This window comes from Burkholderia sp. AU16482 (genome assembly GCF_002223285.1).
Classification (GTDB): domain Bacteria; phylum Pseudomonadota; class Gammaproteobacteria; order Burkholderiales; family Burkholderiaceae; genus Burkholderia; species Burkholderia semiarida.
In genome coordinates this window covers 45,182-66,580 of sequence record NZ_NKEY01000006.1, presented here as the reverse complement: position 1 = coordinate 66,580, position 21,399 = coordinate 45,182, and the positions used below count along the sequence as shown (strand labels likewise).

Below are 21,399 nucleotides of genomic sequence, written 5' to 3'. Positions count from 1 at the left end.
CGGAGCCCGCCAGTAGCACCGCTCGACCTGGGTCCAGCCGAGCGCGTGCAGTATTGGCGGTGCGAATTGCACACCTAGACGAAAGCCCGCCCGGCAGCGGGCCCTGTCAGGGGGAGCCGAGATAGTGTGGGTCTGCGTATCTCGCCCACCAGCATCGTGCTAGGGTTGCGTCATCCTTTGCGGGGATACGGAGACGCAAATGACAAGAACGATGCCGGTCATCATGCTGGCCGGCGCCAGCACATTGGTGCACGCGCAATGGAGCGGTGAGGCGCAGACGGTCCTACCGGTTTCGCGCAAGCGCGCAATAGCCGGCCGCCGTCGATGACAATGCGGCCTATCCGGCGCGAAGCCGGACCAGCCGGGTCGTGAAATTACGGGGACGGAATCATGGAAGCTAAGCCAATCGCAAAAGCTGTTGTTACGCTGATAGCGGTAATGTTAGTGGTTGGACTCGCCCGCCATGCGATTGATTCGCTGCGTGGCACGCCAGTCCCTACGGCGGCGCCGGACAACGCTCAACAGGAGGTGCAAAAACAAAAGAATATCGGAGCCGCGAAGCAAGCCGAGGCCGCGGCGAGTGCTGAACAGCTTGCCGTGCTCGGCGTAGTGGGTAAAACCTATGATGCGATGCGGGACCAGCAATCGATGACGGTGTCAAGCGTCGGCGTGATTCACACCGCGAAGGTCGTGACAGCGTGCATGGAATATGCGTCCCGGAATGGTTTTGGCGGCATGAATCGCGGACACGCCACTTGGCAATTGAAGCAAGGCGGCACCTTCAATTTCGCCGCTGATAACGCATCGAGCTGGAACCGGGACTGTGCTCACAAGGATTATGTTGATTACACCGACCTGGGCCGGTCACTGTTGAAGAAAATGAAAGACCACAATGCCCAGTAACGCGGCTGGAGAGGCTCCGCTCGAAGATAAGCAACGGGCTGCTCGCTAGGTGGACCGGTTCTCTCACCATCGGCGCCAACGGGCCCGCTCAGACACGCAGCAGCCGGCCATCTTCGATGATGGTGCCGACCGCCTTCAGGCAACCGACGCATGCATGCGGTTCGTAGAGCCGTTCCCCTGCCTCGCTTCGCATGATGCCAGAGTTATCAGCTAAACTCGCGCGCTGGTTCGTATATGAACAGTGCCAACCCGGTCCTAATTTATTTTTTTACGTTGCTCTTCAAATAGCAGTTCTCGTGCCGATACAAGCAATACACGACCAACATTCATCGAGCGAGGAAATTTGATGGAAATCCGCTTTTCGGCTAAACAAGTCCTTCTGGCAGTTGCCGTTTGCTCCACCCTGATGGCAGCTACATCGGCTGCCTCGGCATCCGAGTGGTACGTGTATCCGAGTTCACAATATGGTCACCTGCTCGCCGAAAAGGCCCAGATGGTGAAGAGCGGCGACACGGTGAAATTCTGGTCGGTGCAGCTTCCGCTGCGCGGAAAATCCGGGCAGCCGGTCTACACGAAGACCGTGTACGCAATCAACTGCGGTCAGCGTACCTACAGCATCCTGCAGAACACGGCGTATGACGCAAATGAAAGCGGCATCGATATTCCCGTAGCTCAGGCGTCGCGCGAGATTGAGCCTGACTCGAAAGAGGACGCGCTCGCTGGGTTTGCATGTGGGCCGAAGTCTAACGCGTGGGAATCCGTCAACAACGTTGCTGAATTCCTGCATGCGCGAGCGCACCTCGCGAAGCAGGGCCTGACGGACTAATTGAAGCAAGAGGCCAACCTCTCGACGTCGAACGGCCACCAGCGCTTCCACCGGTGGCCGACGAGCCGTGGACCGACTGCTCATTTGTTTCACGCCTGTGCACCGGCATCATCGACTGCGCGCCGCGAAAAACATATTTGGAAAAGCGCCCCTATCAAGAAAGTTGCAGCGAGCGAGAACCTAGGCGATGCCGGTGACGCTGAACGCTGACGTCGGAACCGAACAGAAAAGCGCGTTCATTGATTCGGTTCATACAGCAGTTCGAATCTGACACGCTTGAATCGATAGCACGATTTCACGAAGACGACCCGACTCATGCGCTCGGTATATTGAAATGCGTACCGAAAGCGTATCATGGGTAGCTGGTCACGCAACCTCAGCAGCCTCGGAGCCTCGTCGGTCCTCTAACTTGAGGCAGGCCGCCTCGACAATCTCAGGCGAAAAGTGTTCCGGATTTCGCCGCACAACTGCTTCGAAGGTGTAGTCGCCCAATCCGAGAGAATGCAGCAGCTCAAAGCCCTGGCCCTCGGGTTTCTGCACCATGAATGCGACAGCGCCAAGTTCGCCCCGATGGTCGATAACCTTGCGCGTATTGCCCGCCCTCAGACGTTTTCCGTGCTTCACGAAAAGAGCTTCTTCCTGCGCGTAGACGACGCTCCAAATGTCTCGACGCAATTCCGAGTCGAGATTCAGCACGCCCACCTGCAACTCAACTGAGCGTTGACGTGCCGCACGCACAAGATGCGGATGTTTAGCGCCGACGTTTCTCGCAAATTTCGCGCAGTCATCGCGAGATTTCAGATACGATATGCGTTTGCGGTCCTCTGAGTTTAGGTTCTCAAAACTGTCCATCAGGTTATCTCCTCGCGCTTACCAACTGATTACGACCGTTTAGGCGCCGCACACTTTAGCTCTGCGGCGACTCCATCCACTGATGGCATCCTTGAGCCGCACCGCGCCTGCCAACGTAGTTGACTCCGCGACTCCTCGAGGTCGGCGTCGAAGTCCAACACATTGGTTCTATCAAAGTGGCGCAGCGCGTTGGTTAGCCGGTTCTCGGCATCCGTGAAGCTCCCTTGCCCTGCAATTTGCCATGCAGTACATGTGTGCGCCAGGTCGGTCATCTTGAATATCCAGTCCAGGACCGCCTGCTTGCCAGCAGACCTCTTATCGCAACCGCGACCAAGTTCTGTCTCTACTCGTAATATCGGCCAGCGGTGCGTTGACTTTAATGTGGACGCTTCGGAATATCGTTTTGAGCACCGCGCAACACGCGGGACATCACAGGAAGTGTACGCCGATGACATCAGCGAAGGTGATGTCACCTTGCGCTTCAACCAGCTGAAGGGCATCGCTTCAATCCGCGACTCGCCGTATCACGCGTGAGATGCTTTACCGATACGTGAGTTCTGCTGGACGCCGTTCGCGGCGCGCTGGCGGTAGCTCTAGCACCGACTCAAATCCGTAAGCGTAGAGCAAGCGATTTCCGTAGAAGGCGAGCAAGAACTCGACATCGATTTCTCTAGCGAATTCGCGGCCTGCCTAGGGCAATCGAGTCGAGTAATTTCCGTCTCACGTAGCGCGAAACCGCGCCCAGCAAGAATTCCGCCGTACAGAAAGCGTCCCGCGGGACGCTTTCATTTTTTTGGAGCGCGATGGTGCGAATTTTTGCGACGTTGGGGGTCAACTGGACCAAAATTCCACTGCAGCTTTCTCGCAAAACCCAGTCGGACAAGGTCTTGGCCACGGTGAAAAGCGTCCTACGGGATGCTTTCTTTGTTGGCGAACACGATAAAGCCACGACGCGCATGCATCGTCTAATGGCCGCTCTTCGACCCATGTCCGGCGGCCGCCGCCCCCACCCGAACGAAATGATGCTCGACCCTCGTCCGGAGCACGCCATCGAGCGCCGCAAGCCGTTCACGCAGCCGAACCGCTTGCCCTTCCGTCATCTCGCCGAGCACGATCTTTTGTTCGAGCACGTCGCCACAGCGGGTGATGGCCCACCGGTCGACCGTCGCCGTTTCGCCTTCGAGTACGGCAGCCGCGGTCGAAACAATGCCCGGATTCCGTCTCGAAACGAGATGAACCGTATGCGTCAACGTGAAACCGGGAAGAAAACGCGACCAGTCTTCACAGACCGTCGGATGGGAAGCGGAGGAAACTTGGCTCATGGTTGCTCCGGATGAATGGTTATCGAACCGGTGCCAGCCATGCTGCTCCCGTTTCGTTGCCGTCAATCGGCCGCATCGCCTCGAGGGCGTCCACCTTGCCCGGGAGGGCAGGTTGGCGTCGGAAAACCCGACTCTGGATGCTTGAATTCTCACGTTCGACATTCCGAACTTGGGTCCATTATACCGAAAACCCGGCGTTGAACAAGCGGCCCCGGAACGCGCCGCTTCGGCGGGATGGTTCCGCTGATCCGGCCCTTCCCTATCCGTGCGCCTGCATGACCGGCCCGCCGGAACCGCTACTTCGACAACCGCAGCTTCTTCGACACCACGACGCCGCTCGACGGACTCACCAGCCAGATATCGCGGAGATCCATGTGCAACGTGGAGATTCTCGTCGAAATGTCCGTCGGCTCCTCGATACTCGGATCGGCGTGTTCGGTTTGTTCGGTCAGGTAAGGCCGAACCAGGCGCCCGGAAAAAACGAGTGCGAAGTCGCCTTGCGTCCGCGCGTACTCGGCGGCCGAAAGCCGCATGCGGCTCCTGACCGTGGTCTTTTTGCCTTGTCCGGCGTCGAGTTCGATGATGTCGACGTGCTGGATGTACCCTTTTGCCTTCGCTTCCGGCGCAATCACGAGCCCACGCCCTCGCGGCCCCGTCGTCACCCTTCTGAGCAGGATGCCTGCCCGGCCGTCGCGCTCCGCATCGAACAGGTCGACATCCAGCGTCAGCAGGTGCGGCCGTGACCGGTATCTCAGCCCGTACCGCACCGGCACCACGAATGTCACGTCACGATCCAGACCGACGGCCGCCAGGTCGGGATCCGGGCCGTGCCGGCCGGCGGCGCCGGAGACCGCGCCGCGAATCCGATCACGCAACGAAGGCGGGAGCGTATTGACGTGCAGCTTCTGCAACGCATCGCGGATGGCAACCGGATCGTCGCCGACGATCGGTCGTGCCGCGGACGTGCCGTGATCGACAGCCGCCGCGACGTGCGTCGCGCCGTCGCCAGCCTCCACTTGTGCATGCGCCGCGACTGGCGCCAGCATCGCCACGGCGACGATGCACGCGAAGCGTGAACAACCCAATTTGAATCTCCGGTGAAACACGACGAACTCCCGAACGCTTCCAGATCGATCAACGACGAGCACTATAGGGTGGAATGATCGGCCACGCACCCGCCATCTGGAATTGGCCGATGCCGGCACGCGTCGCCACAGATTCATTGTCGGCCCGGCGGCACGTCAATGGGCAACACTACCGTGTTGCCTTGGCGACAACAACCGACGCAAAGCGCGCGGCGGCGCCCGTCGCGCATCCGCAAACGCATCCCGCGCCATCGCCTGACTCGCGACACACGTTCGGATCCGGCACGCCATTCACGCGCGCATTCGCGCCGCGACTCGCCCGCCGATAGTCCGGCGACGCATACCCGCATCGCCCGCTTCGACAACCGGTAGTGAAGCGCGGTGCTGATCAAATCATCCTGCATTTTCGACATTCGATCGGCGAGTGGGCATATCGCGCGCCAGAGCGCAAGCCCGCTCGCATCGATTTCAATGGCATGACATATCGCTGCTCGCATTGAGTCGGGACAATTCCGATTTTTCAACCTACCACTCAATCATGTCCGGACAAAAAATCCTTACTTCAGCGATATTTGAAAACGAGTCGAGACAAATACCAATCCCGAATAGTCGAATCGACATATTCTCATTCACACAAAATCCCCGCCCAAGCCAAACAAACATTAACCATTGTTTCAAAATAACTTATCTTCCATCTCAAAATAAAAATATCAGTTAAAGCTAGAAATAGCTTGCTATCCTTCGCTCCGAAATTCCAAAGACCATCGCCTTATCACTCTGAGAGGCGGATTCGAACCCATCCGAATCCGGAACAAAAAATAACGAGATTGTCGTTATGTCGATAGCAGCAACTTTGCGAAACTTTGCGTCGGGTCTGGTCGACCGGAACAAGCGACCGGTCGCCCTTCATTTCGGTCAGGCGCAACGCGCAGTCGGTCATCTGCTGGCGCTCCACCACGCCGATATCCGCGAGGGGCTCATGTCGGGCATCGAAGGGCAATTGACCTGCGTGTCCACCTACGATCATCTGCCGCCTGCGCTGTTTCTCGGTTTGCCCGTATCGGTCCGGCTGACGACCGATCGAGGCGACATCCGGGCCATCAACGCAATCGTGCACGAAGTGCGGGCCGGTCAATCCGACGGCGAACTGACCGTCTATCAGTTGCATGTATGCGACGCCCTGTCGCTGATGGGTCGTCGCACGAACGCGCGCCTGTTCCGCTCGCGCAGCGTGCCAGACATTCTGGCGACGCTGATGAACGAGTGGAAACAGCGCAGCCCCGCGCTCGCGCGAGCGTTCGATTTCGACCTGTCGACCTTGCAGGCCGATCGCTATCCGGCACGCGAGCTGACGCGGCAGGTCAACGAATCCGACGCACGCTTCATCCGGCGCCTGCTGCGCCGGGAAGGCATCACGGTCTTTGCGAAGGCCGCCCCGGCCGGCGGCAGACGCGGCGTGACCGACGAGCGGCCGATTCACACGCTCGTGTTCTGCGACGATCCGCATCGTCTTCCGGACGCGCCGGCGGGCACCGTACGCCTTCACCCGCGCGACGCCGGCGTCGAGCAACGCGACACCGTGACGCTCTTCGCGTACGACCAGCGTCTGTCCGCGGGCAAGGTCCGCCGCCCGTCGTGGGATTACAAGACCGCGCGCGTGGACGATTTCGAGGCCTTCACCGACATCGATCAGGGCGAGTCGGGGAACGATCTCGCGCGTTTGCTGACCGACGTCGCGATCGACATCCCGCACGTCGGCGACTCGTGGAACGATCACGCACGCATCGCGCACGACCGGATGCTGGCCCATCAGTTCGAAGCCGCGCGCTTCGAAGGCATCGGCACAGTGCGCGACATGCTGGTCGGATACGGATTCACGCTCGCGGGCGACCCCGACCTGGATATGAAGTCGATCGATCGCCGTCGGTTCGTCGTCACGTCGATTCGACACGTCATCTGGAACAACCTGCCGAAAGACCTGTCGGGACGCGCAAGCGGGCTGTTCTCGGCAAGCCGCAACCTGACGCCAACCGTTCCGCCGCCCGATGCATCGGGACAAACGGACACGCGCTACGAAAACAGCTTCACGTGCGTGCAACGCGGTGTACCGCTCAAGCCGGCCTACGATCCGACCATCGACGCGCCGCCGGTTCACCTGCTGACCGGCACGATCGTCGGCACGCAGGGCGAGCAGGTGTTTTGCGACAAGGCCGGCCGCGTACGTGTGCAGCTTCACGGTCTCGATCCGGCGGACCACGCTCATGCGCAAGGCGCCGGTACGAACGGCCTGGCCGGCGACAGCGCGCCGATTCGCGTCGCGGCGAGTCTCGCGGGCGAATGCTTCGGCGCGCTGTTCCTGCCGCGTGTCGGCATGGAGGTCCTGCTGGGGAGCCTGTCGGGCGATCCGGACCGTCTGGTGATCATCGGCGTGTTGAGCAACGGTGCGAACCCGCCGGCGACCTTCAGCGATACCGGCGCGCTTCCAGGCAATCGCTACGTGTCCGGCATCAAGACGCGGGAAATCAGGGGCCGCCGGCACAACCAGCTTCGCCTCGACGATACGCCGTCGCAGATCTCCGCGCAGTTGGCAAGCGAACATGCGCACACGCAGTTGAATCTCGGCTACCTGACGCAGCCGCGCATCGACGGCCACGGGGACGATCGGGGCGAAGGCGCGGAGCTGCGCACCGACGCGGCCGCGGCGTTGCGCGCCGCCCAAGGCATGCTGTTGACGACCTATGCGCGTTCGCACGCAACCGGCGGTCAGCTCGATCGCGACGAGCTGATCCACTTGCTCGATCAATGCACGGCGCTGTTCAAGTCGCTCGGCGATCATGCCGGCCAGCATGGCGGGCATTCCCCCGACACGGCCGGCCAGGACACCCTCGCCGATGCGTTCCGTCACTGGAAACCCGGCGGTTCGGAATCCGGCGCTACCGGCGACGCCCGCGCATTCATGGCGTTCGGCGCGCAAGCGGGTTCGCTGAACGTCACGCCGAAAACGCACGTCACGTATGCGGGCGAGAACATCGATCAGATCGCACAGCAACACGTGCAAATCACGAGCGGCGAGCGAATCAATCTGCATGCCGGGCATGGCGTCGCGATGTTCGCGCACGGCAATGGCGTATCGGCGATCGCGCATCAGGGGAAAGTGGCCATTCAATCGCAGCACGACGACACGCAAATCGAGTCCGGCAAAGGCATTCAGTTGACCGCGGCCGGCGGCAAGCTTGCCGGCACGGCGAGCGACGAAGTCGTATTCGTCACGGCGGGCGGCGCGTATCTGAAGCTGCATGGGAGCGATATCGAACTCGGATGCCCCGGCAAGTTCACCGTGAAATCCAACGGTCACGCATGGGACGGCCCCGCCAGCATGAGCGCCGATCTGCCGGCCTTCGATCGACATACGCTCGGCCGCGTCCCGAAGCTGATCCGCCCCACGGACGGCAACGCGGCGCCGGGGTTCGAAGGGCAGGTTCGAAAGGCTTCGGGAACGCTGTCGAATTTGACGACCGACACGGCCGGGGAACTGCCAGCGGTCGACACCGACCGGTTCGAGAGGCTGGCGGTGCAGTTCACCAAGAAGAATGTTTAACGAAAGCGCAGGATTCCGGATGAATCAGTCATCTCTCGATCCTCGACCGGAAGAGGACATCCGCACCAACGAGCACGCCGCGAAGGCCGACGTGCCCGACGCGGCCGCGTCGCGCCCGGAGGCGCCGCAGATCGTCGTCGGCCGGACCGACGGGGTTGCGATGTGGACGAAAGACACCCGCCTGATCTGCGTCAAGCAAATGCCGTTGCCCGGTGTCGTCATCTTCGTGCATGGCGTGAACTCCGAAGGCGAATGGTTCGAGGCCGCCGAGCAGGGGCTGTGCGATGGCCTGAATCGCCGGCTCGGGCGGCTGGACGATCAGTTGAAGTATCACGGCATCGATGCCGGGCAACTGGTGCCGGCGAAGTACACGGAAAGCGTGACGCCGGACGGGTTTCTGAACCCGAAGCTTTGGTCCGGCAACTACATCAAATCCGACCCGTCCTTCTCTCCCGTCATTCATTTCCGATGGGGCTATCGGGCGACCGCCGCTGAGCTGAAAGAGTACGGCGACAAGATCTTCCTGAACGAGAAGGACTATTGGGGCGGCGGCCCGTTCACGAACGGTTGCGCGAGCCTGCCCGATCTCTGGCACGGCGGCCTCGACGACCGCGCGGCCGGGTGGTTGACCGTCCAGGGGATCAACCCGACCAATCGACCGCTGTATCGCGCGCCACCCCGCGCATATGGCGTGCTCGCGGCGTTGCGCCTTGCGAAGCTGATCGAGTCGATTCGCCGCATGCAGGCCGACGTGCCGATCACCGTCGTGTGCCATAGCCAGGGCAACATCGTGGGCCTTACCGCGGCCTTCTTCGGCGATGCACTGCCCGATGTCGAAGATCCGTGGGGACGTAGCGGGCATTGCGTGGCGGATGCCTATGTACTGGCGAATGCGCCGTACAGTCTTGCGCGCGCAGATGGCCCCAATCCATCCGATACGTTCATGGATACCTGGTCGCAACGCGCGACCCGGGACGGTGGCGGCCGTCGCGGACGGCAGGCCTACACCGCCCGCACGAAAACGTTCGGCAAGTTTCTGTCGATCATCGGCACGCGGAAGGCCTACGAACTGCCCGCCGACAAGATCGATGAAGACATGGCGAACGAACGGGTATCGCCGACCAGCAAGAAGTCTTATGCGGCACAAGAGGATCGGATACGCCACGGCCTGAACGGATCGACGTATGGTCGGGTCACCGCGTATTGCTGTCCACATGATCAGGTGATTTCGGCGGTCACGGTTCAAGGCATCGGCTGGCGCGGCATCGACAAGAACGAGCTGAACGATATCGGTGTCCCCGGCGTGCTGACGCAGCGCGTCTTTGCCTCCGGCTTCCGGGTTGGCGTGCAGAAGCACTATCGGTATTGGGAAGACGACTGGCGGCATGGCAAAAAGGGAACGACTTCGGGCTTCTGGTATCCGCCTTCACCGCCTGCCAAGTTCAATCTCATCGGTGCACTCAAGGGAAACGAGTCTGTGTTCGGGGTGGCGGCCACGCTTGCATCCGCGCCGATCATGTTTTTCGTCACCCAGATCAGCTCGGCATTGAACATGTTCCGCGTGAACGCCATTCCGCCGCAGGGCTGGACCGTGGTGGCGGACGCGCCGGCACTCGACGAACCGTTCGCACCGAAGGCGTTTCGGTTCGGCAAGCCCATCGAAACGAAGGACGGCAATGCGACAAGCGACTTCAACGAAGGCAACGATCCGCCTGCCGCATGGCGCGACGCAGGCAAAAGCGAGGCAGACAAGCGCACGGACGATCCCTACGATCAGTACGAGGCGAAGAACGCGGACAGCGTCGCGCAAGGGACAGCAGAGAGCGAAGCCGGACAGCGTTATGAGGATCGCGCGTTGATGCGGATGGAAGCGCGGCGAACGCTGAATACGGAATGGCTCGATGGTGATGGCCACGTAATCGGCGAGGACGGCAAGAGCGAAATGCCGGAGGGCTACAAGGAATGGCGAGATCAGCAGATTGTCGATTGGCTCGATCGTGGCGCGACCAACAGCCCGACGAATCACTCCACGACGATGACGAATCCGAAGCATGCCGAAAAGGCGCTTGCGTACGACGTGGCGATCGGGGTTTGCTATCTGACGCCGGATCAACTCTACGACTTGCGGATTGAGGCGGATTGGCGAATGGGAGACGGTATTCCCGACGACAGCCCGAACAAGAAATACACGGAGTACTTTATACGCGGAAAGTTTGACGATCTATCGATACAAAGTTGGATCCATGAGGAGAACAGCGAAGGCAGAATGCCGACCGCGATCACGGACGAACGCGAAGGACAGTTTTATCTGAAGGTTGGGGGTTCGGTATGAAGGTGCTGATCGTTACATGGCCGCGACGTGTTGCCGTTTCGGTCGGAGCATGGATCATCGCAGCCGTACTCATGGCCTCGCTGATGGCACACGTAGAACAACCGGACCCGACACAGTTGGAATTTGGAGATTGGATGAAGCGATTGGTAGTTGTACCCAGTTTGGTAGCGCTCATGGTTTTTCTGTTTACTACGGCCATGACCCGTTCCGCGCATTCCGCGCCAACCCCTGAGTTCGTAGCGAACTCAGCTCCGGCCGCCGCAGAGCCGGCGAAGCCATTTGTTGCCCAAGTTGTCGGTCTGATTTGGTTGAATCCATTGCAACGCATGGATTACCCGACCGAATGGCAGTTGTTGTGGACGCAAGGGCTTTCCGGGCCGAACAAGAATGACGATATGGTTCGCACCGACCCGCAGTCCTTTACTACTCTCCAATCGGTAGCAGGCATCGCATATGGCAACCGCGGAGCAGAAACATTTAGAGGGTTCTATCGCAAGTACATGACCAAGTTCCCGCTGCTGCTTCACTCACGCTATGCGAGCAACGCGAAGTATTTCTACACGGTCAATCCTGACGATAAAAAGAACTGGCGCGAGTTAGCCGGCATCCGTGTCGAGCTCGCGATTCCGGAGCGACTCGACGCAGCCGAATCGCAAAGCTACTTGCAGGACTCGATCCGAAAGACGTTCTCGATCGGCAACCCACATTTTCCGACGATGTGGAGCCGCAATGCGCTCCCCGACGTACAAGTCACGCAAGGCGGTGCAAACGCCGGATTCACATCGCTGAACAATGCGTTGGACTACTTGCAGGCGAACCCCGACAAGAGCGTCTGGGCGATGAACTGGGACGCACCCAACTTCCCGCCCACGGACGCACAGATCAACGAGAATCTTGTCGTGCTGTTCCTCGCCGGCCCGACCTTCAACACCGAGCGTGAACCGCTCGCCTGGATCGGCAAGGCAGCAACCGGCAACACGCATGATTTTCCGAAGAAGACCGGTACGACGCGAATCGTGCAGGCGTGGAAGGCAACCATCGACCAAGCCGCACGCAACGCCGGCATCGCGGCCCCCGACCTCAACTACATCGTCCACGACGCAGGTAAAGGCAGCGACGCATCGTCGGCACGCCTTGCTGCGCTCGCGCAGACGTTGACCGAAACCCTTCCCGAATACGACCACCGCAAACAGACATTCAACACGGCCGCCCTGCTCGGCGACATGGGAACAGGCAGCGCATTGACCGACGTCGCGCTCGCCATCGGCCGGATCAACCACTTCGGCGGCAACGCACTCGTCGCCGGCACGACCGACCCCGAGCACCCGGTCGCGGTCGTTGTCCGGCCACCGTCGAAGCTCACGCCGATCGATCCCGACAAGGACTGGTTCCGCGCACGCGGCGGAAACAACGCCTACCTGCCGTGGTGGGGACGCCGACACGATACGAATTACGGCATGCAAGGCTATTCATGGTGATGCACACCGGCACGGCAGCGCGTTAAACGTGAACGTAGATGTTGTATCGAGCAGCAGGAGGTGGGATGAAACGATTTGTAGTTATACTTAGTTTGGTGGCACTTGTGGCGTTTCTGTTCTCGACGGCCATGATGCGCTCGGCGCATTCCGCAGCTGCCGCTGAACCAATAGCGAACGCAGCTCCCTCCGTCGAAGAGCCGGCGAAGCCATTCTTTGCCCAGGTCGTCGGACTCATTTGGTTGAATCCGTTGCAACGCATGGACTATCCGACCGAATGGCAATTGCTGTGGACGCAAGGGCTTGTCGCACCGAACAAGAATGATGACATGGTGCGCACCGATCCAGAATCTTTCGCGAAGCTTCAATCGATTGGCGCGCTGGTATATGGCAACGAAGGCGCAGAAACATTCAGGGGCTTCTATCGCAAGTACATGACCAAGTTCCCGCTGCTGCTTCACTCACGCTACGTGAGCAACGCGAAGTATTTCTACACGGTCAATCCTGACGATAAAAAGAACTGGCGCGAGTTAGCCGGCATCCGTGTCGAGCTCGCAATTCCGGAGCGACTTGACGCAGCCGAATCGCAAAGCTACTTGCAGGACTCGATTCGAAAGACGTTCTCGATCGGCAACCCACATTTCCCGACGATGTGGAGCCGCAACGAACTCCCTGACGTACAAGTCACACAAGGCGGCCCAAACACCGGATTCACATCGCTGAACAATGCCCTGGACTACTTGCAGGCGAACCCTGACAAGAGCGTCTGGGTAGTGAACTGGGACGCACCCAACTTCCCGCCCACGGACGCACAGATCAACGAGAATCTTGTCGTGCTGTTCCTCGCCGGCCCGACCTTCAACACCGAGCGTGAGCCCCTCGCCTGGATCGGCAAGGCCGCGACCGGCAACACGCATGATTTTCCGAAGAAGACCGGTACGACGCGAATCGTACAGGCCTGGAAGGCAACCATCGACCAAGCCGCACGCAACGCCGGCATCGCGGCCCCCGACCTCAACTACATCGTTCACGACGCAGGTAAAGGCAGCGACGCATCGTCGGCACGTCTTGCCGCACTCGCGCAGACGTTGACGGAAACCCTTCCCGAATACGACCACCGCAAGCAGACCTTCAACACGGCCGCCCTGCTCGGCGACATGGGAACAGGCAGCGCATTGACCGATGTCGCGCTCGCCATCGGCCGGATCAACCACTTCGGCGGCAACGCACTCGTCGCCGGCACGACCGATCCGGAGCACCCGGTCGCGGTCGTTGTCCGGCCACCGTCGAAGCTCACGCCGATCGATCCAGACAAGGACTGGTTCCGCGCACGCGGCGGAAACAACGCCTACCTGCCGTGGTGGGGACGCCGACACGATACGAATTACGGCATGCAAGGCTATTCATGGTGATGCACACCGGCACGGCAAATCGCTTCGTCCGAACGTGATCGCCGCGTCAGACCTCAAACCATTTGGAGGATGGAATCCCATGCGGGGAATTATCCGGGTAGAAGATACGCACACCCACGGCGGCCGGGTCGAATCCGGCGCCCGAACAAGCACGGTGATGGGGCGCGCGGTCGCGCGTATCGGCGACGCGTGCTCGTGTCCGATTCATGGCGCCTGCGAGATCGCCGAAGGCGACCCGAGCTTCGACATCGAAGGCCGGGCCGCCGCGTTCGACGGCCACAAGACTTCGTGCGGCGCGGAATTGATCTCGTCACTTCAACATTCGGGGCGGATCTGAATGCAAACGACCCGACGCATGACTGCCGAACAGTTCCGGCTGTTGCGGCTTCAGGATACGCGGACCAAGCCGCTGAACCAGTGGGCCTTGCACGAGATTTTCGTGAAAGGCAGATCCCAACGGGCGCTGGCCGCCGAACTCGGCATGACGGACTCCGCGATGTCGCAACTGGTGCGAAAAACCTGGCGGCGCTATCTGGAATTGCCCAGCAGCGCCACCCGCCTCACGACGCTCACGGTCACGATCCCGTCGAAGTACGAGCACGCGCTGCTGGCGTGGGTGCGGGATGCACACCGGTTGTCGACCCAATCCGGCCCCGATACGGCGACGTGATCGGGCCGGCGTGCTCATATAAAAACAAATTCCCCAATTCCGCAAATAAATAAAACGTTATTCCACGTTAGATCGAATCGTCAGCCAACTTTGGATCCTTTTTCCCTTCTGTCCCCCGTATCATTCCGTCACCACGCAATGAGCAAGAAACGGACATGAGCGACATCCCCCCGCTGCACTACCTCGACTACGCAGCCACGACCCCTGCCGACCCCCGTGTGATCGAAGCGATGACGGCCTGCCTCGGCTTCGACGGCATCTTCGGCAATCCCGCGTCCAGCTCGCACGCGGCCGGCCGACGGGCGAAAGACAAGGTCGAGCATGCCCGTGCGCAGGTCGCCGCGCTGATCGGCGCGGATGCCGACGAGATCGTCTGGACCTCGGGCGCCACCGAATCGAACAACCTCGCGCTGAAGGGGTATGCGGAAAACGCGACCGGCAAGCGCCACCTGATCACGAGCCGCCTCGAGCACAAGGCCATTCTCGACACGATGGCGAACCTGTCGAAGCACGGCGCGCAGGTCACCTTCCTGGCGCCCGACGCCAACGGCGAAATCACCGCCGACGCAGTGGCGGCCGTGATCGGCCCCGACACGGGCCTCGTGTCGCTGATGCTCGTGAACAACGAGATCGGCACGCTGACCGACATCGGCGCGATCGCCCGCGTCGTCCACGCCGCCGGCGCGCTGCTTCACGTGGACGCCGCGCAGGCGCTCGGCAAGACGCCGATCGACGTGCGCGCGCTCGGCATCGACATGATGTCGATGTCCGCCCACAAGGTGTATGGCCCCAAGGGCATCGGCGCGCTGTTCGTCCGTCGCGAGATCGCGAGCCGCATCGCGCCGCAGATTCATGGCGGCGGCCACGAGCGCGGGCTGCGCTCGGGCACGCTCGCCACGCATCAGATCGTCGGCATGGGGGTAGCCTGCGAACTCGCCGCTGAAAAGCTCGACGGCGAGGCCGCGCGGATCGCGGCGCTCGGCGCGCGGCTCACCGGCGCGCTGTTCGCGCTCGGCGACGTCACGCAGAACGCGGCCGCCGCCCGTCGTATCCCGCACACGCTGAGCCTGACGGTGCATGCGCCGGGCTTCTTCCCGTTCATGCTCGGTGAAGCGCTTGCCGTGTCGTCCACCTCCGCATGCAATTCGACCAGCGGCGCACCGTCGCATGTGCTGACCGCGATCGGCCTCGATGCCGAAACGGCCGGGCGTACCGTACGCATCAGTTTCGGCCGTTTCACGACGGAAGAGGACGTCGACTTCGCGATCGCCTGTTTCACGCGGGCGATCGAGCAATGCCGGGCGGCGGCGGCGACCGGCTTCACCGCGTCGCGGCAGATCACGCCGGCCGACCTGAAGGCGATCCGTAATGCCGGCTTTCGCGCGGTGATCTGCAACCGGCCCGACGGCGAAGGCGCGGATCAACCGGCGTTCGAGGAGATCGCCGCCGCGGCGCGCGAACTGGGCATGGATGCGCGTTACCTGCCGGTCGAGCGCGACCGCATCGGCGAAGCGGAAGTCGACGCGTTCGGCGCACTGGTCGACACGCTGCCGAAGCCCGTGCTCGCGTATTGCCGCAGCGGCAGCCGCTCCGGCCTGCTGTGGAATCGGCTGTCCGCTCGGCGCACGGCCTGAGTCGCCGCTGTCCCGCCATGACGCGTGACGACCCGCGTTCACGCACGAAGCCGATGCTTCGCTGCGTGGCCGTCGGCGGGCGCCCTTCACATCCGCATCACGCCTCGTCATCGCCGTTTACCGGCGTATGGATCGCCAGCTTCAGCGCGGGATCGTCATTCTTCGCATAGAGATCGTGGCTCGTGTGAAACAGCGCGATCATCCGCGGCGCCTCGTCGGCCCGGCTCGCGGCGAACAGCGCACGCGCGTGCGGCGCCTCGAACATGTAGACAAGGATGTTGCGATCGACTGGCGCCGGCCCGTCACGTAGGCACGCCGCCGAAAATGCGCGACGACCTGCGCGATGATCCGCGGCCCGCGCGAGGGAAAGCCGCGCCGGCCGCCGCCCTGCGTTGCTACGTCACTCGTCTTGCTGTTCCTGCTGCGCCTGCACCTGTCGCTGCCGGATGAACTGCCGTACATCGCTCATCGTCACGCGGCCGGTGTGCTTCGCATCGATCTCGTCGAAGTGCTGCGACACGAAGCCGAGCCCGCTGCTCTGCGCCTGCGCCTTCGTCACGGCCGCGCCGTTGCTCAGCACGGTATTGCCGCCGAGCCGCGCGTCGACGCGCTGCTGCGCCTGCTGCTGCAGGGCCGCACCGGTCGACGGCAGCACCGGCGCCGCCCGCGTGGCCGGGAAGAACGGGCCGTCGACGCCGCGCCCGCCGTGCGGCAGCTTCACCGGCGCCACCGCCTGCGGCGGCAACGCGTAGGCACTGCTCATCACGGCACCGAGCACGATCAACGGGGACATACGCCGCATCAATTGGATTAGGGACATGATCGCTCGCATTCAATGGATGAATAGAGGGTTCCTTTGACAAGGAGTCCGTCGCTCAGGGGGCGGCCGCCAGCGTCGTCGCCGCTGTCGCGCCCGGCGCGCTGCCGGTCGGTACGCCCGGCGGGTTTTCGTCCGGCCACGGCGGCGGCAGCGTATGCAGCGTCAGCGCCGTCGGAATCCGCGCGCCCTTGTAGAACGTCTGCAAGTCCCGCTTCATCTGCGGACGGGCAACGTCGTCCAGATAGATCATGTGGCCGCCCTGGAAGAAGTTCACCTGCAGCTTCGGATTCAGGCCCTTCACCGTCTGCAGCCGCGCGAGTTGCTTCTCGGTGTTGAAGAACGGCGTCGCGAGATCGTGGTAGCCGTTCTCCGCGAGCACGCGCAGCTTCGGGTTGAGCTGCAGCGCACCGAGCAGATCGGGGATCGTGTCGGGCATCGGCTGGCCGTCGTGCGAGAAATCCCAGACGCCGATGATGTCGTCGTTCAGCGGCAGGTACGTCGCGTTCGGGGCCGTATAGCCGAGATAGTCCGGCATCTGCGTCGCGAGCGCGTTAGTGAACGGCTGCGAGATCAGGATGTCGGACGGATCGCCGTCGGTCTGCAGCCGCGGGTCCGAATTCGGCAGCGACACGCGCCCGTCGTACCGGCCGATCGTCGCGCCGGGCACCAGGCTCGTGCCGAACGGATTCGCGTTGAAGTAGTCGCGCAGCGCCCGCTGCGTGAGGCTCGACGGAATCGACCACAGCCTGAGCGTCGCATCGCTCGGGAACACCGGCGTGCCGAGCGCATCCGGAATGCCGAGCTGGCTCAACACCCATGACTGCGAATACTTCTGCAACTGGCTGTAGATCAGCGTCGTGAACAGTTCCGTCTGCAGTGCGTACAGATCCTGGTTCACCGGCGCCGGCGACACCTGGTTGAAGTACGCCGCGACCGCCGCGTAGCCGGGCAGGTAGCCGGCCACCGTATCGGTATCGAGCAGCAGCCCTTCGGTCGACTGCGTGATCGCCACCGCTTCCACCGCGTCCGCGAAGTAGTTGAGGATCGACGACTGCAGCACGATGCCCGTCAAGTGCACGCCGGCCGATTCGAGCGCGAGCGCGAGCATGTCGGTACGCGGCGTGCCGTACGATTCGCCGTACAGGTAGATCGGCGACGTGCCGCGGCCGTTGACGTTCAGGTAGCGCTGGATGAAGTCGCGCATGATGTTCACGTCCACGTCCGAGCCCCAGTACTTCTGGTTGGTGTTCGGCAACACGGCTTCCGACAGCCCGGTGCCGGGCGGGTCGATGAACACGAGGTCGGTGGTGTCGATCAGGCTGTCCGCATTGTCGACGAGCGGATAGTTCGGCCAGTTGGTGCCGAACAGCGGATCGGGCGTGGCCACGCGGGTTGGCGCGAACGAGCCGAGCCGCAGCCAGATCGACGACGAGCCGGGCCCGCCGTTGTAGACGAACGTGACCGGGCGCGGCTTGCCGTTGGTGCTGGGCGCCGTGTACGCGACATACGACATCGACGCTTCCGGATTGCCGTTCGCATCCTGCGCGGTCAGGTGGCCGGTGGTCGTCGTGTAGTCGATCGTCTTGCCGCCGCCTTTCCACTGGTAATGCATGACGGCCGCTTTCTCGGACACCTGCGACGGCGCGAGGCCGTCGGTCGCGTTCATCGAGTACGCGACCGGGTCGACGTACGGCTGGTTGGCCGCCGACGCCTGGGTGCCGGCCGCCTGCGCGCTGGCCTGCTGGCTCGCGGTGGCCTGCGCGAGGCTCGACGCGCCGACGGACGACGAATCGTCGCCGCCGCATGCCGCGAGCGCCAGCGTCATGGCGGTCAATGCGCCTAGCCCGGCCACCCGGCCGCGACGGACACGGCGGCTGCCGGTATTGCTCTTGTCTGGTTTCATCTCTTTCCTTCGGCTTCGGATACCGCATCACAAAGGCCGCCAACGCCCGCGACACGCGCAGGCCTACCCCGCGACTCGCGTTGCAAGGTCGGCAGTCGGCGGTTGGGAATGGGACTTCTCAGAGACTGAACTTGATACAGACACAGCAAACTGCTGGCGAGAATGATGCCCGGACGCGCCCCCTGCAGTTTGGCCAACTTTTGTATTACCGAAATTTACGACATGACAAAAATAGGCGGTGCTGCGCCGCGTTGTCAAAGATCATTCGGATATTAAAAATCCCGCGATGATGCGAAGGGCAGATAGTGTCTGGGATTTGAAAGAAAACGGAATTATTCGTGCAAGGTAGGCTTTATCAGCTAGGTCGCGCCGACTATTTTACTTTTTCAGCACGGCGCAGAAGCCGCTTCCCGTATTGGCGCAACGTATCGAAAGCCTTCATATCGACAGGATCATTCTTTCAATTTTATTATCGCCAATCGATTAAGACGATGCAGCATCATGCACACGCCATTCGATGATTCTTTCCACTTCAATCGCGTTTCAATCGAAGTGCCGATGTGCACTGCGTCATCCATAAAATACCGGCTCGACTAATTATTCGCGGCATTATTTACCCGGTATTCGAACGGCTTTCCGGGACGGGCGCGACGCGCGGCATTGCCGCACATCGCGCCCGTCGTCGCAAGACTCAAACCACGATTACTTCCCGCCGCCCGGCAGCGCGATATCGATCAGCACCGGATCGTGATCCGACGAACGATACGCATCGGCCGCGTAGAACGTCTTCTGCTGCTCGGCCGACTTGTACGCGAGCGTGTATTGCAGCGCGAGCGGCTCGTCCGCGTTGATGTGCCATTCGTGCACGGCCTTCACGTGCGACGCGAGCGGCAGCGTCGCGAGCGCGTGGTCGAGATAGCCGGCTTCGCCGTTGTACACGTAGCTGTACGCGTTGGCGCCGATCCAGCGCGCGACGAGGTTGCGGTAGCCGCGCGATTCGAGCGTGCGGATCGGGTCTTCGTACGTGTAGCTGTTGAAGTCGCCGATCAGCAGCACGCCCTGGCTCTTGACGCCCGTCGGGTTGCCGGCCAACCAGTCGGCCACCTTCGCCGCCGCGCGCGTGCGCGTCGGGTTCCAGCAGCCCTGCCCATCGCCCTGGTCGAGATCGTCGTTCGCGGCGTCCGGGCAGTTCTTCGACTTCAGGTGGTTCACGGCCACCGTCAGCGCCTGCTTGTTGCCGCCGACCAGCCGGAACGACTGCGCGAGCGGCTGGCGGTTCTTGTCGTCGATCGCGAGCGTCGCCGCGCGACCGACCGGTTCGACCTTGCGGCTGTCGTAGATCACCGCGACCGCGATCGCATCGCCGCCGAGCCGCGACGTGCCCGGATCGACCACGCGCCACTGATTGCCGAGCTTCGCCGCGAGCTGGCGCACCGCGCTCAATTCGCCGTAGCCGTTGTTCTGGATTTCCATCAGGCCGATCACGTCGGCGTCGATGGCCTTCAGCGCGCTGACGATCTTCGCTTCCTGGCGCTGGAATTCCTGGAACGTCTTCGCGCCGCGGTTGTTTGGATCGTCGAAGCCGCCGCCGAGACCGTTGCCGTTGAAGTAGTTGAGCACGTTGAACGACGCGACGCGCAGGTTCGATTTCGGGTCGCGCGCGGGCGCGTTGGTGCGCGGGTTCTCGCGCTTGTCGAACGCCGGCACGGCCGCGCCCGGCAGCGGCTGCACGCGCCATGCGCCGTAACGCACTTCGAGCACGCCCTCGACGTCGCGCACGGTGTAGCCCGCGCGCAGCGTGTTCGCGGCCGACAGGCCCGGCGCCGGATACGGTACGGTCGCGGGGTTCTGCTTGTTCGAGCCGTCGTCGAGGATCAGACGGTTGCGCGCATTCGCGTCGATCTGCGTCTGCGCCTGCGCGGGCGGCACGACGCTCGTCGGCGTACGCAGGCGGCCGTTGCTGAGCATCACGCTGCCGTAGCGGCCAAGCTCGTAGTTGTCGGTGACGCTCAGCGTCTGCGGCAGGCGCACGCGCATCCCTTCGTATGCGGCGAACGCGTTCGGGCCGTCGACCGGCAGCGTGAGCGTCGCGGGCGTCACAGTCTGGCCGTTCGCGCACACCGCGATCGCGCCCGACAGCGTGAGCTGCGTCTGCCCGTATTTCTCCTCGACCTTGCCCGTCACGTGCACGAGATCGCCGGCCTTCGCACGCACCTTCGGCGCATAGACGAACAGGCCTTCGGACACGCCCGGCTGGTTGCGGCGCTGCGCGTCGGCCTGCTGGACGAAGAAGCCGCCAAAGCCGTCCGTGCCGCCGAAATCGGCGGTGACGACGGCCTCGATCGACGCGTTCTGACCGGCGAGCGGCGACGGCGCGCCCGGCCCCTGGATATCGGCGATCGGCGTCGTGCTGCCGCCGCAGTTCGGGCTGACGGGCGCGGCGGTGGCGCCGAATACCGGCGCGGCGAGCGTCGGGAGCAGCAATAGCGGGGCAAACAGGCGGATTGTCGAGCGCATGGCGGGAATCCCGGTTGTGAGGGTGGCGAAAGCTTAGCGGCGCTCAATGA

The 21,399-nt window shown here is 62.3% G+C and carries 16 protein-coding genes and 1 riboswitch; of the genes, 9 read left to right on the top strand and 7 right to left on the bottom strand.

Features of this window, described 5'->3' with window-relative positions:
- Positions 1 to 390 precede the first annotated feature (390 nt).
- Positions 391 to 903: a hypothetical protein gene (locus CFB35_RS17660; RefSeq protein WP_143328736.1), complete on the top strand. Its 513-nt coding sequence runs from the start codon at positions 391 to 393 to the stop codon at positions 901 to 903.
- Between the two features lie 346 nt (positions 904 to 1,249).
- Positions 1,250 to 1,729 (top strand): surface-adhesin E family protein, encoded by a 480-nt coding sequence (locus CFB35_RS17655; RefSeq protein ID WP_060312399.1) that lies wholly within the window; start codon positions 1,250 to 1,252, stop codon positions 1,727 to 1,729.
- Positions 1,730 to 2,095: 366 nt separating this feature from the next.
- On the opposite strand, the gene CFB35_RS34415 is transcribed toward CFB35_RS17655, so the two are convergent.
- The 3 genes from CFB35_RS34415 to CFB35_RS17640 all read right to left on the bottom strand — a co-directional run bounded on the left by CFB35_RS34415 (position 2,096) and on the right by CFB35_RS17640 (position 4,988).
- Positions 2,096 to 2,581: a hypothetical protein gene (locus CFB35_RS34415; protein WP_143328735.1), complete on the bottom strand. Its 486-nt coding sequence runs from the start codon at positions 2,579 to 2,581 to the stop codon at positions 2,096 to 2,098.
- A 965-nt stretch (positions 2,582 to 3,546) separates the two neighbouring features.
- The gene (locus CFB35_RS17645; protein ID WP_155644586.1) at positions 3,547 to 3,903 is read right to left on the bottom strand and encodes a hypothetical protein; all 357 of its coding nucleotides are present in this window, start codon (positions 3,901 to 3,903) and stop codon (positions 3,547 to 3,549) included.
- 42 nt (positions 3,904 to 3,945) lie between these two features.
- Positions 3,946 to 4,049, bottom strand: a riboswitch (SAM-I-IV-variant riboswitch).
- Positions 4,050 to 4,199: 150 nt separating this feature from the next.
- Positions 4,200 to 4,988 (bottom strand): hypothetical protein, encoded by a 789-nt coding sequence (locus CFB35_RS17640; protein WP_306427098.1) that lies wholly within the window; start codon positions 4,986 to 4,988, stop codon positions 4,200 to 4,202.
- Positions 4,989 to 5,823: 835 nt separating this feature from the next.
- Between CFB35_RS17640 and CFB35_RS17635 the strand changes: the two genes are divergently transcribed.
- From CFB35_RS17635 to CFB35_RS17605, 7 genes are all read left to right on the top strand, one after another.
- The gene (locus CFB35_RS17635) at positions 5,824 to 8,586 is read left to right on the top strand and encodes a type VI secretion system Vgr family protein (RefSeq protein WP_089465330.1); all 2,763 of its coding nucleotides are present in this window, start codon (positions 5,824 to 5,826) and stop codon (positions 8,584 to 8,586) included.
- Positions 8,587 to 8,605: 19 nt separating this feature from the next.
- On the top strand, positions 8,606 to 10,918 hold the full coding sequence (locus CFB35_RS17630) for a hypothetical protein (RefSeq protein ID WP_089465329.1): 2,313 nt from the start codon (positions 8,606 to 8,608) through the stop codon (positions 10,916 to 10,918).
- Positions 10,915 to 12,396 carry a virulence factor gene (locus CFB35_RS17625; RefSeq protein ID WP_256939984.1) on the top strand — a complete coding sequence of 494 codons (1,482 nt, stop codon included), beginning with the start codon at positions 10,915 to 10,917 and terminating at the stop codon, positions 12,394 to 12,396. The genes CFB35_RS17630 and CFB35_RS17625 overlap by 4 nt, the downstream gene beginning before the upstream one ends.
- A gap of 65 nt (positions 12,397 to 12,461) precedes the next feature.
- Positions 12,462 to 13,805 carry a virulence factor gene (locus CFB35_RS17620; protein WP_089465328.1) on the top strand — a complete coding sequence of 448 codons (1,344 nt, stop codon included), beginning with the start codon at positions 12,462 to 12,464 and terminating at the stop codon, positions 13,803 to 13,805.
- Positions 13,806 to 13,884: 79 nt separating this feature from the next.
- Positions 13,885 to 14,142, top strand: a complete 258-nt coding sequence (locus CFB35_RS17615; protein WP_060316058.1) for a PAAR domain-containing protein — start codon at positions 13,885 to 13,887, stop codon at positions 14,140 to 14,142.
- 18 nt (positions 14,143 to 14,160) lie between these two features.
- Complete coding sequence (locus CFB35_RS17610; protein WP_059579849.1) at positions 14,161 to 14,475, top strand: TrfB-related DNA-binding protein; 315 nt, start codon at positions 14,161 to 14,163, stop codon at positions 14,473 to 14,475.
- 155 nt (positions 14,476 to 14,630) lie between these two features.
- Positions 14,631 to 16,109, top strand: coding sequence for an aminotransferase class V-fold PLP-dependent enzyme (locus CFB35_RS17605; RefSeq protein WP_089465327.1), 1,479 nt, complete (start codon positions 14,631 to 14,633; stop codon positions 16,107 to 16,109).
- Positions 16,110 to 16,206: 97 nt separating this feature from the next.
- Here CFB35_RS17605 and CFB35_RS17600 read toward each other — a convergent pair whose 3' ends face one another.
- The 4 genes from CFB35_RS17600 to CFB35_RS17575 form a co-directional block, all read right to left on the bottom strand.
- A complete protein-coding gene (locus CFB35_RS17600) occupies positions 16,207 to 16,374 on the bottom strand; it encodes a hypothetical protein (protein ID WP_226094112.1) in 168 nt (55 codons plus the stop codon).
- 135 nt (positions 16,375 to 16,509) lie between these two features.
- Positions 16,510 to 16,941: a hypothetical protein gene (locus CFB35_RS17595; protein WP_059579750.1), complete on the bottom strand. Its 432-nt coding sequence runs from the start codon at positions 16,939 to 16,941 to the stop codon at positions 16,510 to 16,512.
- A gap of 43 nt (positions 16,942 to 16,984) precedes the next feature.
- Positions 16,985 to 18,832, bottom strand: coding sequence for a peptidase S10 (locus CFB35_RS17590; protein WP_089465326.1), 1,848 nt, complete (start codon positions 18,830 to 18,832; stop codon positions 16,985 to 16,987).
- Positions 18,833 to 19,534: 702 nt separating this feature from the next.
- On the bottom strand, positions 19,535 to 21,349 hold the full coding sequence (locus tag CFB35_RS17575; protein ID WP_060011790.1) for an ExeM/NucH family extracellular endonuclease: 1,815 nt from the start codon (positions 21,347 to 21,349) through the stop codon (positions 19,535 to 19,537).
- Positions 21,350 to 21,399 lie beyond the last annotated feature (50 nt).